General features: G+C 71.1%; 12 protein-coding genes and 1 pseudogene. 5 read left to right on the top strand and 8 right to left on the bottom strand.

Annotated elements, in window-relative coordinates; genetic code table 11:
- On the top strand, positions 1–184 hold a 184-nt coding region (locus ACZ7M3_RS47640), incomplete at its 5' end, for an alpha amylase C-terminal domain-containing protein (protein WP_358581284.1).
- 45 nt (positions 185–229) lie between these two features.
- On the opposite strand, the gene ACZ7M3_RS47635 is transcribed toward ACZ7M3_RS47640, so the two are convergent.
- Both ACZ7M3_RS47635 and ACZ7M3_RS47630 read right to left on the bottom strand, forming a co-directional pair.
- Positions 230–1,594 (bottom strand): M1 family metallopeptidase, encoded by a 1,365-nt coding sequence (locus tag ACZ7M3_RS47635; protein WP_472072311.1) that lies wholly within the window; start codon positions 1,592–1,594, stop codon positions 230–232.
- A 240-nt stretch (positions 1,595–1,834) separates the two neighbouring features.
- Positions 1,835–2,080 (bottom strand): annotated as a pseudogene (locus tag ACZ7M3_RS47630) (ABC transporter permease); the annotation flags it as partial.
- Here ACZ7M3_RS47630 and ACZ7M3_RS47625 point away from each other — a divergent pair.
- Positions 2,064–2,522: a DUF4291 domain-containing protein gene (locus ACZ7M3_RS47625; RefSeq protein ID WP_472072309.1), complete on the top strand. Its 459-nt coding sequence runs from the start codon at positions 2,064–2,066 to the stop codon at positions 2,520–2,522. The pseudogene ACZ7M3_RS47630 and the gene ACZ7M3_RS47625 overlap by 17 nt on opposite strands.
- Before the next feature lie 410 nt (positions 2,523–2,932).
- Here ACZ7M3_RS47625 and ACZ7M3_RS47620 read toward each other — a convergent pair whose 3' ends face one another.
- The 4 genes from ACZ7M3_RS47620 to ACZ7M3_RS47605 form a co-directional block, all read right to left on the bottom strand.
- Complete coding sequence (locus tag ACZ7M3_RS47620; protein ID WP_472072325.1) at positions 2,933–3,163, bottom strand: DUF5958 family protein; 231 nt, start codon at positions 3,161–3,163, stop codon at positions 2,933–2,935.
- A gap of 323 nt (positions 3,164–3,486) precedes the next feature.
- Entirely contained in the window at positions 3,487–5,295 is a 1,809-nt protein-coding gene (locus ACZ7M3_RS47615; protein ID WP_472072307.1) for a S8 family serine peptidase, read from the bottom strand.
- Positions 5,296–5,368: 73 nt separating this feature from the next.
- A complete protein-coding gene (locus tag ACZ7M3_RS47610; RefSeq protein WP_452981351.1) occupies positions 5,369–5,842 on the bottom strand; it encodes a hypothetical protein in 474 nt (157 codons plus the stop codon).
- Positions 5,843–6,270: 428 nt separating this feature from the next.
- Positions 6,271–6,426 carry a hypothetical protein gene (locus ACZ7M3_RS47605; RefSeq protein WP_472072306.1) on the bottom strand — a complete coding sequence of 52 codons (156 nt, stop codon included), beginning with the start codon at positions 6,424–6,426 and terminating at the stop codon, positions 6,271–6,273.
- Between the two features lie 121 nt (positions 6,427–6,547).
- On the opposite strand from ACZ7M3_RS47605, the gene ACZ7M3_RS47600 reads away from it, so the two are divergent.
- A complete protein-coding gene (locus ACZ7M3_RS47600; RefSeq protein WP_472072304.1) occupies positions 6,548–7,453 on the top strand; it encodes a Gfo/Idh/MocA family protein in 906 nt (301 codons plus the stop codon).
- A 16-nt stretch (positions 7,454–7,469) separates the two neighbouring features.
- Here the strand turns inward: ACZ7M3_RS47600 and ACZ7M3_RS47595 are convergent, their stop codons facing one another.
- Together ACZ7M3_RS47595 and ACZ7M3_RS47590 are read right to left on the bottom strand one after the other, a co-directional pair.
- A complete protein-coding gene (locus tag ACZ7M3_RS47595; RefSeq protein ID WP_472072303.1) occupies positions 7,470–8,861 on the bottom strand; it encodes an MFS transporter in 1,392 nt (463 codons plus the stop codon).
- 37 nt (positions 8,862–8,898) lie between these two features.
- Positions 8,899–9,510, bottom strand: a complete 612-nt coding sequence (locus ACZ7M3_RS47590; RefSeq protein ID WP_472072302.1) for a LysE/ArgO family amino acid transporter — start codon at positions 9,508–9,510, stop codon at positions 8,899–8,901.
- Positions 9,511–9,576: 66 nt separating this feature from the next.
- On the opposite strand from ACZ7M3_RS47590, the gene ACZ7M3_RS47585 reads away from it, so the two are divergent.
- Both ACZ7M3_RS47585 and ACZ7M3_RS47580 read left to right on the top strand, forming a co-directional pair.
- Positions 9,577–10,485, top strand: coding sequence for a LysR family transcriptional regulator ArgP (locus tag ACZ7M3_RS47585; RefSeq protein ID WP_472072301.1), 909 nt, complete (start codon positions 9,577–9,579; stop codon positions 10,483–10,485).
- Between the two features lie 256 nt (positions 10,486–10,741).
- Entirely contained in the window at positions 10,742–13,285 is a 2,544-nt protein-coding gene (locus ACZ7M3_RS47580; protein WP_472072299.1) for a SpoIIE family protein phosphatase, read from the top strand.
- Positions 13,286–13,308 lie beyond the last annotated feature (23 nt).

Genomic DNA, 13,308 nt, shown 5'->3' with positions numbered 1-13,308 from the left:
CGTCGTCCGCCACGACTACCGCCTCGGCATCCCCGAAGACATCCCCGCCTGGCACGAAGTCCTCAACACCGACGCCGCCCGCTACGGCGGCAGCGGCATCCACAACCCCCACCCCCGGGCCCACGACGGCGGCCTGCGTCTGACGCTCCCTCCCCTGGCCACCATCTGGCTCCGCCCCACCTGACGCGTTCCCGCCCCCGCGCCAGAGGCGCGGGGGCGAAGGAACCGGTCAGGAAGAGGCCGGCTTGCCCGCCGTGCCGATCCATGTGTGGAACAACGCGCCGAGGTCCTTCCCGGACAGCCGCTCGGAGAGGCGAATGAACTGGGCGGTGGTGCCATGTCCACCGCGGTGCTCCGTCGCCCAGGTCCGCAGGATGCGGAAGAACACCCCGTCCCCCACGGCCGTACGCAGCTTCTGCAGAGCCATCGCACCCCGCGCGTACACGGGCGTGTCGAAGATGTGCGCCCCACTCCCGGGATCCGCCGGCGGAAACGCCCACAGACCGCTGCCGGCAGGACTGGCGTACAGGGAGTCGAACGTCTGCTGCGCCGTCTTCCCACCGTGCTGCTCGGCGTACAGCCACTCGGCATACGTCGCGAAGCCCTCGTTGAGCCAGATGTCCTTCCACGCGGTGAGGCTGACGGAGTCCCCGAACCACTGGTGCGCGCTTTCGTGGACGAGGGTGCTCAGGTCGGGCGCGGAGTCGTACACAGGGCGCGTCTGGGTCTCGAGCGCGTATCCGACCTGCGGAGCCCGGTCGACGATGGCCCCGGCGGCCCGGAAGGGGTAGGGCCCGAAGACACCGCTCTCCCACGCCAGCACGGACGGCAGCTTCTTCAGTACGGGCGCCGCGGCGGTCGCCTCACGGGGGTCGACGGCGTTGTAGACCTTGAGTCCGTCGCGGGTGGTGTACTGCTCGACCTTGAACTTCCCGACCGTCGCCGTGGCGAGGTAGGCCGCCATCGGCTCGGACTGCCGCCAGCGGAACGTAGTACGGCCGTGGCTGGTCGACTGTCCGCGGAGTATTCCGTTGGCCACGGCGGTGTGTCCCTTGGGGACGGTGAGGGTGAAGTCGTAGGAGGCCTTGTCCTTGGGGTGGCTGTTGGCGGGGAACCACGTCATGGCGCCCTGCGGTTCGCCGGCCACGAACGCGCCGTCGTCGGTGGGGATCCACCCGTCCGGGGAGCCGTCCGGGTCGGTGGTCGGCTTGGGCGTGCCCGAGTAGGTGACGGTGACTCGGAATTCCTGGTTCCGCCGGAGGGAGTGGCGGGGGGTGACCACCAACTCCTGGCCGTCACGCCGGTAGGACGCCTTGACGTGGTCGACGGTGACGCCGGTGACCTTCAGCCCTTTGAGGTCGAGGTCGAAGCGGGTCAGTCGCTGGGTGGCCCGGGCGGTGATGACCGCCTTGCCGTCGAGGTGGCGGCTCTGGGGGTCGTAGCCGAGGGTCAGGTCGTAATGCCGGACGTCGTAGCCGCCGTTGCCCGAGAGCGGGAAGTACGCGTCCCCCGCACCGGACGAGCCCACCGTACCGGCCGCCGCCGGGCCCGCCGCGACGAGCAGGGCCGCGACGGCGACGGGAACCGCAGCCACAACTGCCTCCCTTCGACGGACAGTTGTGCGTCTGGTGGTCTGATGCGGACGTGGCGTCACGTTGGCTCCTCCGGTGCGACGGCAATCAGGTGATCAGGGATCAAGTGATCAATGACGCACAGCCTATGAGCCCCGCGGGCCGGTGACCCTCATCATCTGGTCAAGTCGTGGCCGGGGGGCCGGTGCACACGCACCGTCGTACAGGAGGGACCCGGCAGGAAGTTCGAGGCCACGCCCGGATCAGCGGGCCAGGCGGCCCAGCAGGGACGAGGCGGACAGGACGCCGAGGGCAGCGGCCAGGGCGAGGACCCCGTAGTCGAGGGCCAGGTGGGCGTGTGTGCCGAGCAGCAGGCCGCGCAGCGCGTCCACCTGGTAGCTCAACGGGTTGACCTTGCTGATGGCCTGGAGCCAGCCGGGCATGACCGCGACCGGGTAAAGGGCGTTGGAGCCGAAGAACAGCGGCATCGTGATGGCCTGGATCAAGCCGTCCTTCCTGTGGATGATGTACCGCTGTGGCTGGGCGAAGAAGGCCGGGCAGGAGACCGTCCTGGCCATCGAGATCACTCGCGACGGCTTCGAGTGGGCTCTGCGCCATGCCTGCCTGTCGAGCTACGTGCGCGGGCTGCACCCCGACCTCAGCACCTGGCAACGCTCGCTCAAGCGCGCACCGGCCCGCGTCCAGTGGGACCCCGAGCGTGACCTGCACCTGCACCCCCTGACGTACCGCTCACTTCGACTCGGGCTCTCCGGCGAGGCCGTGCGGCGTTACGCGGACGAGTGGACGGTGGCCATCAGCGACGTGACTCCGCTCGCCCGAGAGGTCCACGGGCTCGTAAGTCGCGGTGAACTCGTCGCCGCGGCCGGACTGCTGCCGCAGGAACGCCCCTACCCCGCCGCGGACGAACTACTGGCCGCCCTGCGACCGTGACAGGCAAGTCCGACGACCCGCCGGCGGCGGCCTACGGGTCACATGGCAACACAGACTCGGCGGGACGGGCGTTTCGTGCCCGATCGGCGTGGCCAAGGCGGATGGCTGAACCCCTCCCGCTGGAAGTCGCGGCGGCGGTGAACGCGCTGCTGACCGGCTCCGATCCGGTGAGCAGCGCGCTGCGTACTCAGCTTCCGTACGCCCGGGTCGTCCGCAGGTGCGGCCGCGGACACCTGGTACGCCGAACCGGAGGATGCCGGAGTGATGGTCTTCACGAAGGACGGATACCTCTCGCTCCTGGAGATCTACTCGGCCTCCAGCGAGCCGATCAGCACATGGCGGGAGCCCCGCTTCGTCGAGCGCTGAGCATGGCCGCGAACCCCGTCGGTGTGGCTCCCACCGAAGGATGCTCATGTAGGGGTCGGCCCGGCATCCCCGCAAGCGGCCAGCTGGTGCCACTCATGGCTGCACCCGCCGACGCAGTCGCGCTCGCGCCGACGGGTGTCTGCGTTGGCGAACAGAGCGACCAGCAGACGAAGCGCCCTGGCACGGTCGTAGGACGGCAGATCCGCCGTGTTCAGCCGCCATCGCGTCAGCATCACGGTCGGCATGTAGGTCGGGCGCAACACAGAGCGCGCAATGGCCTCCTCGGCATGGAAATATCGCAGCCGAGCGCAGCCACCAGCAGAATCTTGACCGCAACATAAACGGGTATTGCGGGATCGGCCGGACGGGCGTCAAGCCAGTGGCCCGTTCGGGACGAACCGGGGAGCGTCTTGCCCGACGGGAATCGCGTCCGCTGAGGACTGAATCTCACGCCCCCGACCCAGTGGTCGGCAGTGCCTCGACATCAGCAGGATTCCGGCCCGGTACTGCGGGTCTGCTGGGACGCGTGGCAAGCGCAACGGCGCCCGTCCCCTCAAGGCGGGCGCCGTTGCGTGCGCTTGCTGTTGTGGGCGTGGGCCTAACCGGCCATGGACGAGGCGTACGGGGACAAGGCCGGAGCGAGTTGCACTTGGACGGCCAGGCCGAGGGCGACGAGGGCGTCGGGGAGGCCGCGTCCGACGCGGGCCGCCTCCACCGTGCCAGGGGCAGCCAGCGGGCGGCAGCTGCCGGCGATGATGTCGAACAGGCGCTGCACCCGGCCAGGTCCGCGTGGCAGCAGTTGGCCGTGGAAGTCCTCGTGGTGAGCGAGAACGAGGGCGGCAAGACCGGCGACGTGGGCCGACGCCGTGCCGGTGCCGTCGAGAGCCGTGTATCCGCCGAGCGGCGAGCACGACAGAACTGCCACGCCGGGGGCAGCCGCGTCGACTCCGGGGCCGTAGCAGCTGAACGGCGCGGCGAACAGCCCTTCCGGTGTCAGCTGCGGGCCCGAATGGGTGGCTTGGGATGTGTCCGGTGGAAGGGACCCGAAGACTCCCAGGGCGCCCACGGTGAACACGGTGGGCAACGAGCCCGGGAAGGCGACCGGTCCAGCCGTGTCGCCCGCCGGGGCGACGCAGGCGATACCCGCCGCGTTGGCATCGGCAAGTTTGCGTGAGAGCAGCGCCGACGAGTAGGGGGTCGCCACCGCGATATGGGCGATGTCGACCTCGTGCTCGATGCAGTAGTCCAGAGCGGCGATCACGTCGCTGAAGCAGCCGTCGGGCACGACCTGACAGACATCGATCTCCGCGTCGACCGCGATGCCGATGACGCCCGTGCCGGTGTCCGCCCCGGCGATGATGCCCGCTGCGTGGGTACCGGTGCCCACCGTGTCGTGGGCCCAGCCCTCTTCCGTGCCGCGTACGAGATCGGCCCCGGAGCGCACCCGTTGTTTGAGATCGGGGTGCTCGGCGGCAACACCCGAACCGATGACCGCGATCTTGACTCCGAAGGCACGGAATGTGGGAGGCAGCCGGTCCAACCGCATGGCCTGCTGACCCCAGCCGTACTGCTGTCTCTCTTCCAGCCCTGGGTAAACCTTGACCAGCGGGGTGAGGGTGACCAGGTTCTCCCGGGTCACCGACAGGTCCGGGCGATGGATCCAGCGGTCCGCATAACCGCCCGCGGGCCGGACGTACAGACACTGAATGGACTGCGGGGTCTCCGTGGCCATCATGACGGTGGTCGTCCCGTCGGCCCCGGTGAGGGCCTGGCCCGGCCATGACGCCCCGATCAGGAACACCCCGGCGCCGGCCAGCGGTTCGCCCTCCGGGCCGCAGATGCGCAGCGAGATCGCCACCGGTTCTTCCAGCGCTGCGACCAGCCCCGGATCACGGAGCGGCAGGACCCCCGTGGTCGGCCCGGCGACGGGGCCGGTTCCGGAGAGCGGCAGGTCCGGCTCGATGTGCACGTGAAGCGACCGCATCGCCGGTACTTGAGCCTCGGCTGCCTCGACGACCGCGATTTCCGGGCAGGAGGGGGGCAGTTCGCCCGATTGGGCCTTCTCCGACGGCCGGAGTCTGCGGACCACTTTGACCTCGGGCATCCGGTCCAGTCGGTCACACATTGCGTCCATGCCGAGTTCGGGCACTCCCTGCGGGAGCAGATGCTGCGGCAGCGGTGTCACCATGTACCGCTCCCGGCGCGGCCGCACCGGGAGCGGTGACTGCGCGCCCTTCTTGCTTGGCCCCGCTTGCCTAGCCTCGGGTCCGGGCCCGCCCACCCCCGCACCCTCGGCCCCGCTCTCGCTGCCGTTTCCGGGCCTTTCCTTGACCATCACGTCCACCTTCACCACGCCTACGTCGTCGTTGTGCTCCTGATCCGGCGGCGGGGCGGCTCGCGCTTCCACGATCTCGCGCTTCCACGGTGATGCGGTGTGCCCGGAGACTGCTCCGGGCACACCGCATCACGCCGCCCAAGGGTCAGCCGATACCGTACGGCTGGCCCATCTGGCCGAAGCCGAAGCCAGGCTGCTGGTACTGCTGGAACGGCTGACCGAACGACTGCTGGCCGAACCCACCACCCCACTGCTGCTGGCCCTGCTGGCCCTGCTGGCTCTGCTGGCTCTGCTGGCTCTGCTGGAGCAGCGCAACGATCGCGGTCGGCAGCGCCTGCTGCACGGACTGTTCCACAGCGTGCTGAATGCCTGTGTGCAGCGAGCGGTGCAGCGCGAGAGCCAGGTACGGGTGCGCCTGCTGGGCCAATCCCTGCTGCTGGAGCTGCTGCTGGACCTGCTGGATCTGCTGGAACGTCTGCTGCAGTTGCTGCGCGACCTGCTGGCTCGCCTGCTGGCACGCCTGCTGGATCGCTTGCTGGACCACCTGGGCGATCTGCTGCGAGCCGCCCATCTGCTGGCCGAACTGCTGTTGGGGTTGAGTACCGGTCATCACCGACATGAATGCTCCATTCGATGTCACCACAGAAAAGCAGACATAAAGATTTTATGCTGCCTTGTCAGTACATCCGACGACCTGAAATTAAGGGGCGCGCGGCCCCACCGCAATCCGACGACCGCCTCCCGGGGAGGCATCCCGATCGACCGCCGACCCGAATCGCGCGCCGCCAACCGAGACGTACCGGGGGCGTCGTGCCCGAGCGGCATCGCCCCAGCGCCGGAGGCAACGGATAAGTCGGCGATGACGCAAGCCCCCTCGCCCCCCATGCCGCGACGCCGAACGCCGCTTCCACAACCCGAAGGCGTAGACGAGCCCGGCGCAGCTGACGGCCTCCGTCCCGGCATCCGCCACCGCCATCGTCACGGTCTCCGTGTCCGTCTCCGCATCCGTCTCCTCGGTGGGGTCTCCCCCGCCCGTCGGGTTCCGCGTCATGTCTCCTCGGCCTCCTCGTGCAGGCTCACCGCCAGCTTGCGGAGGGCCGGAAGGGCCGCCTCCAGAGCCGCGCGTTCGGCCTCGTCGAGACGGGCCACCTGGCGGCGTACGAGAGCCGTGCGCCGCTCACGCCAAGGGAAAGGGAGGGTCAAGAACCGCTCACCGGCAGGCCCGCCCGGCGGGCCGCGGCGCACCGCACCCCCTGGTGGAGAGCCCAGCCCGCGTGATGGAGTTTCCCCAGCCCACTTTGGGCGCCAGGAGAAGGAGACCTCCGTGACCGCGATCGAGACCGATGCCGCGCTGCCGTGGCCCCATCCCCCGGTGAAGGTCGGACTGGTCGGTGCCGGGCCCTGGGCGCGGGCCGTGCACGCGCGTGTGCTCGCCGCCGGGCCCGAGACACGGCTGACCGCGGTGTGGGCGCGGCGCGCCGAGGCGGCCCGGGAGACGGCCGAGCCCCACGGGGCCGCGGCGGTCACACGTTTCGAGGAGCTGCTCGACGGCTGCGAGGCGGTCGCGTTCGCCGTTCCGCCCGCGGTGCAGGCTGAACTCGCTCCGCTGGCCGCGAAGGCGGGCAAGGCACTGCTCCTGGAGAAACCGCTCGGATTGGACGTGGCGTCGGCGCGGCGCCTCGCCGACGCCGTCGACGAGGCCGGGGTCGTCTCCCAGCTCGTCCTGACCAACCGCTACCACCCGGTCACCCGGGAGTTCCTGAACGGAGCGCGGGAGCTGGAGATCACCGGGGCCCGTTCGTGTCTCCTGCACGGGGCGTTCCTGGGCGGCGAGTTCGCCACCACCTGGCGGCTCGAGCACGGCGCCCTGCTCGACCTGGGTCCCCATCTCCTGGATCTCCTGGACGCCGCCGTCGGACCGATCGTCCGGGTCCGCGGCGCCGGTGACCCCCGCCGCTGGATCGAGCTGACCTGCGAGCACGCCAATGGTGTCGTCAGTCAGGCCTCACTGTCCGGATCGGTCCACGTCGAGCACGGCAACACGCGTATCGAACTCTTCGGTCCGCAGGCCCCGCTGGTCTACGACGCCACCGAACTCGACCACGAGGAAACCTGGCCGGTGCTGCGCCGGGAGTTCGCCACGGCCGTACGCACCGGGGTGTCCGGTGAGCTCGACGTCCACCGGGGACTTCACCTCCAGACCCTGATGGCGCAGGCCTCGGAGAGCTGACGCCCGGCACGGAAGGTCACGAGTAGCGTCGCAGCGACGGCGCCGCGACGGCCAGGATCGCCATGGCGACGACCACCAGCAGTCCGCCGCCCGCGACGGCGGCGCGGGCGCCCAGGACGGAGCCGGCCGTTCCGTGCAGGACGTCGGCCAGCCGTGGGCCGCCCGCGACCACCACGGTGAACACGCCCTGCATCCGGCCGCGCATCTCGTCCGTGGCGGCCGACAGCAGGATCGCGCCGCGGAAGACCATGGAGACCATGTCGGCAATCCCGGCGGCGGCGAGGAACGCGACGGCCACCCAGAGGCTGGTGCTCAGGCCGAAGCCGGTGATCGCCGCTCCCCAGGCCATCACGGCGGCGATCACCATGAGCCCGTGGCGACGGGCCCGGGAGAACGTGCCCGACATCAGTCCGCCGATGACCGCGCCGATCGGGATCGCCGCGAACAGCAGGCCGAGCGCGAGCCCTTCCCCGTAGGGCGCGTAGGTCTCGGCGGCCAGCTGCGGGAACAGGGCCCGGGGCATGCCGAGGACCATGGCGATGATGTCGGCGAGGAAGGACAGCAGCAGCACCTTGTGCAGCGCGATGTAGCGGAAGCCGGCGGCGACCTCGCGCCAGCCCGCCCGTTTGGACGCGGAGCCCGTCAGGGGCGGCAGTGCGGGCAGCCGCATCACGGCCCACACGGTGACGCACAGCGCCAGGGCGTCGATCAGATAGAGCTCGCCCAGGCCGATGACGGGGATCAGGGCACCCGCGAGCAGTGGTCCCGCCACCAGGCCCGTCTGCATGACGGTCGAACCGAGCGCGTTCGCCGCGGGCAGTTCGTCCTCGGGGACGAGCCGGGCGATGGAGGCATTGCGGGCCGGCGAGTTCAGTCCGAAGAAGGCCTGCTGGAGAGCGAGCAGCACCATCAGGACGAGCACCGAATCGAGCCCGACGAGGGCCTGTATCCAGAACAGCACCGAGGTGACGGCTATGCCGGTGTTGGTGATGAGGAGCAGCTTGCGCCGGTCCATGGTGTCGGCGACCGCGCCGCCCCACAGCGCGAAGACCACGAGCGGCACCAGCCCGGCCAGGCTCGCGTAGCCGACCCAGGCCGAGGAGCCGGTGATGTCGTAGATCTGCTTGGGCACGGCGACGGCGGTGAGCTGGCTGCCCACCGCCGTGACGATGGTGGAGGACCAGAGCCTGCGGTACGCGGGGCGGCGCAGCGGGCGAGTGTCCATCGCCCAGCGGCGCCAGCCGGTACGGTCCGCTCCCGCCGGCCCGTCGTGTTCGGCGGCTCCGGCCACCGAACCGCTCCCGGCCCCGCCGTCCGTCCCGCCGTCGGTCCCGCTGTCCGTCCCGCTGTCCGCCCCGTCCGTACTGCTCCTGCTCGTGTCCACGACCGTCCTGGCTGCTCGATACATCTTTCAGTTGTCAGGGTTCACTATCGCGTACGTCGTCTCAGGCGTCGGCGATCAGCAGGGTGCCCATGGTGATCATCGTCGCGGCGACCACACCGTCCAGGACCCGCCACGACGACGGCCGGGCGAGGAAGCGGCCGAGCAGCCGGGCGCCGAAGCCCAGCGCGGCGAACCAGCACAGGCTGGCCAGGGCGGCCCCGAGCCCGAAGGTCCAGCGCAGCGGGCCGCGGTCGGCCGCCAGGGAGCCGAGCAGGAACACGGTGTCGAGATAGACGTGCGGGTTGAGCCAGGTCATCGCCAGACAGGCGAGGACGATCTGCCGCCAGGAGCCCGCCGCACCGGCCGCAGCCTCCAGCGCCGAGGGCCGCAGCACCCGCCGCGCGGCCAGGATTCCGTAGCAGAGGAGGAATACGCCGCCGATCAGTCCGACCGCCGTGAGCGCCTCGGGCCGGGCCACGACCACCGCGCCGACCCCGCCGACGCCCAGCGCGATGAGCAGCGCGTCGGACACCGCGCAGATGCCCACCACCGCCAGGACCGCTTCGCGGCGGATCCCCTGGCGCAGCACGAAGGCGTTCTGGGCGCCGATGGCGACGATGAGGGTGAGGCCGGTGCCGAACCCGGCGGCCGCGGCGGTCAGGGCGTTGTTCATGCCAGAGACGCTAGGAACACGGCCGTCAAGAGTACAGCTAAAGATTCTTACGTATCATTAGCACCTGTGATGACGGATCTCCCGCTCGACCAGGTACGCACCTTGCTCGCGGTGGTCGACGAGGGCACCTTCGACGCGGCGGCCGCCGCCCTGCATGTGACGCCCTCGGCGGTCAGCCAGCGTGTCAAGGCACTCGAACAGCGCACCGGCCGGGTCCTGCTGACGCGGACGAAGCCGGTGCGTCCGACCGAGTCCGGCGAGGTCGTCGTGCGGTTCGCGCGCCGGCTGGCCCGCCTCGAGCGCGACGCCCGTACCGAGCTCGGCATGAGCGAGGCCGGAGAGCCGACGCGGCTGTCGATCGCGGTGAACGCCGACTCGCTGGCGACCTGGTTCCTGCCCGCCCTCACCCGCGTATCGCGCGAGTTGCGGCTCTGTCTCGAACTGCGCCGTGAGGACGAGAACCACACGGCCGCGCTGCTGCGCGAGGGGGTGGTGATGGCGGCGGTGACCACGTGGCCGGACCCGGTGGCGGGCTGTTCCGTGCGCGCCCTGGGCCGCATGCGCTATCTCGCGGTGGCCGGGCCGGACTTCGCCGGGCGGTGGCTCGGCGCGGGGACGGGCGCGGCGCTGGACGAGCTGATCGCCGACGCTCCGGTGGTGGCATTCGACCGCAACGACGATCTCCAGGACGAGTTCGTCCGGGGCCTCGGGGGCGGTCCTGGAGCGAGCGCGCTGCGGCACTTCATGCCCACCTCGGAGGGGTTCGTGGACGCCGTCGTCGCCGGACTGGGCTGGGGCATGGTGCCCGAGGTGCAGGCCGAACCGCTGCTGCGGGCCGGACGGCTGGTCCGCCTGGCGCCGGACCGGACCGTCGACGTACCGCTCTTCTGGCAGCAGTGGAAACTCGACTTTCCTGCCCTCGCGGCGGTGGCCGAGGCCGTGGCGGCCGTCGCCGCGGAGACCTTGAGACGCTGAGCACCGAAATGGCCGGGATTAGCAGACGCCGAGGCCCGAAGGCGCCTGAAGCAACATCTACGCGGGGCTCCTGGACGGAGCGCGGGCGCGGTATCTTCGCGCAGGGCGAAGCTGAGCACGGCCGCACACGGCCGGATGCGGCCGAGTGCAACTCCAAGCGACCATCACGGCTGAGGCGTCGAGGTGCGGGTGGGTACCCGTAAGGCGCATTCTTGCTGTGGAAACCCCCTGACGGCGGGCGGACGAGGGCAGACCGATGACTGGGAGCGCCGAGCGTGAGGTCCAGGCGCTGAATAGCCTGGCCGCCCTGCTCAGCGGGTCCGTTGCGGACGCGATCCGGGCGGCCCGCGGCTTCGCGGGGGGTGTGTACCTGCGCTCCAGCTCCCCCGAACTGCTGCGACTGGCCGTGCTGGCCGGGTTGCCGGGACAGTTGTTCCGTGGCTGGTGGCGCATGCCCCTGGACCGGCCGTTCCCGGCCGCCGACTCCCATCGGCTGGGCATGGAGGTGCTGCTCACCGACGCCACCGAGACGATGCGCCGCTATCCGCAGCTCGCGGCGGGGCTGCCGTTCCAGTTCGGTTCGCTGTACGTCCCCGTCGTGGGCGCCTCCTCGTCCTTCGGGGTCCTGACGGTGCTGCGTCCCGCGGCCTCGGACGCCACCGACGTACTGCCGGACCGTGACCGGATGACGGCGGTGGCGGAGAACCTGGGGGCGGCTCTGTCGGTCCTGGAGAAGGACGGTGCCGAGGTCGTCTGGGACGGGGAGCCGATGTGCGTACGGCCGCCCGTCGAGGGTCTGCCGCGTCGCTATGTCGGGCGGTTCACCTGGGACCCGGTCACGGGCGAGGTCACCGGGGACGACGCACTGTGGGCCCTGCTCGGCACCGGCGCCGGTGCCTGTCCCGGGACGCCGCAGGCGCTCACCCACACGCTGGCCCTCGATGATCCGCATGTGCTGCTGGCCGCGTTGCACGAGACCGCGGCGGGGCGGCCCCCGGCCCACCCGCTGCCCGTGCACACGGTCAACGGCGGACTGCGGCTGCTGGAGTTGTGGACCTCGGGCAACGCGCTCGTGCCGCCGTACGCGGTCGGCGGAGCGGTCGTCGATCCGGGCCCGGGCTCGGCGGCGGACGGTGCCGCGGATCTGCTCCCCGAGGGTGTGTTCGCACTGGACCGGCTCGGGCTGATCACCTACGTCAATCCGCGCGCCGCCGAGCTCCTCGGCCGGCCCCGGCCGGAACTGCTGGGGCGACCGCTGTGGCAGGCCGTGCCCTGGCTGAACCAGCCGTCCTACGAGGATCATCTGCGCGGCGCGCTGCTGTCACCCGAGCCGGTGCACTTCCAGGTCGCCCGCCCGAGCGTGGGCCGCCGAACACCCGCGACGGCCGACGGCGACACCTGGCTGACGTTGTCCGTGTATCCCGGCCCCGGCAGTCTGACCTGCAAACTGATCCCCATGGGGCGGGTCGCGGACACCACGGAGGCCCCCGAGGCCGCGCCGCTCCACGGCCGGCCCGTGGCGAACGGGTCCGGCATCGCCGAGCCCACGACCGGCATCACCGCGACGGCGCTGTACCGGCCCGTCGTCCTGGCCATGGCCCTGACCGAGGCCGTGACGGCCCGGCAGGTGTCCGAGACCGTGATGCGGGAGCTGCTGCCCGCGTTCGGCGGACGGCGCCTGGCCATCTACCTGTTGCAGGACCGGCGCCTGTACCTGGCCTGGGAGACCGGCTTCCCGCAGGGGTTCCTCGCGCCCTTCGACGGGGTGGGGCTGGACGCCAAGCTGCCCGGGGTGGAGACGCTCACCACCGGCCGCCCGCTGTTCTTCGAGTCGATGCCCCAACTGGCCGCCGCCTACCCCGGCATCCCGCTGGACGCGACGGAGGGTGCCCGGGCCTTCCTGCCGCTGATCGCCTCGGGGCGGCCGGTCGGTTCCTGCATCCTCGGCTTCGACCGTCCGCGCGGCTTCAGCACGGAGGAACGTTCCGTACTGACGGCGCTCACCGGACTCATCGCGCAGGCCCTGGAGAGGGCGCGGCGCTACGACTCCGAGGCCGCCCTCGCCCGTGGCCTCCAGGAGGCGTTGCTCCCTCACCGGCTGTCCTCGCACCCGCAGGTGGAGACGGCCGGGCGCTATCTGTCCGGCACCAAGGGGATGGACGTGGGCGGCGACTGGTACGACGTCGTGGAGGCCGGTGACGCGCTGGCCCTGGTCATCGGCGACGTCCAGGGCCATGGCGTCCAGGCGGCGGCCACCATGGGTCAACTACGCAGCGCGGTACGGGCGTTCGCGCTCAGCGACCACCCTCCGGACGAGGTGATGAGCCATACCAACCGGCTGCTCATCGACCTCGACCCGGGCCAGTTCGCCAGTTGCTGCTACGTCAGGCTGGACCCGGTGACCGGAGTCGCCCGGGCCGCCCGCGCCGGTCACCCGCAGCCCCTGCTGCGCCATCCCGACGGCCGCACCGAGCTCCTCGACCTGCCCGGTGGCGTGGTGCTCGGCGTGGCCCCGCGGGCCCGCTACCCGGTGACGAACCTGCTGCTCGAACCCGACGCCGTGCTGGCCCTCTACACCGATGGTCTGGTCGAGCGCCCCGGGGCCGACATCGACGACGGGATCGAGAAGATACGCGCGGCGCTGTCCCGCGCGGGCACCCCGCACGCCCGGCCCGGCGCCTCCTCCCTGTCCGGTACCGCGGACCTGCTGACCGAGGAGGCCCGGCAGGCCACCGAGCGCCCCGACGACATCGCACTCCTGCTCACCACCCGCCGCTCCACACGCGAGGTCCGCCACTGACCCGGCGAGCCCACCAGCCTGCT

The organism is Streptomyces sp. NPDC111656 (assembly GCF_055656965.1).
Note: the sequence above shows the minus strand (reverse complement) of the source record. Positions and strands in the feature narration are given on the sequence as shown.

What these genes read in the sequence shown, in the direction of transcription:
- ACZ7M3_RS47595 (WP_472072303.1), bottom strand. Translation starts at nt 8,861, where the DNA reads ATGTATCGAGCAGCCAGGACGGTCGTGGACACGAGCAGGAGCAGTACG.
- ACZ7M3_RS47625 (WP_472072309.1), top strand. Translation starts at nt 2,064, where the DNA reads ATGGCCTGGATCAAGCCGTCCTTCCTGTGGATGATGTACCGCTGTGGC.
- ACZ7M3_RS47590 (WP_472072302.1), bottom strand. Translation starts at nt 9,510, where the DNA reads ATGAACAACGCCCTGACCGCCGCGGCCGCCGGGTTCGGCACCGGCCTC.
- ACZ7M3_RS47610 (WP_452981351.1), bottom strand. Translation starts at nt 5,842, where the DNA reads ATGTCGGTGATGACCGGTACTCAACCCCAACAGCAGTTCGGCCAGCAG.
- ACZ7M3_RS47580 (WP_472072299.1), top strand. Translation starts at nt 10,742, where the DNA reads ATGACTGGGAGCGCCGAGCGTGAGGTCCAGGCGCTGAATAGCCTGGCC.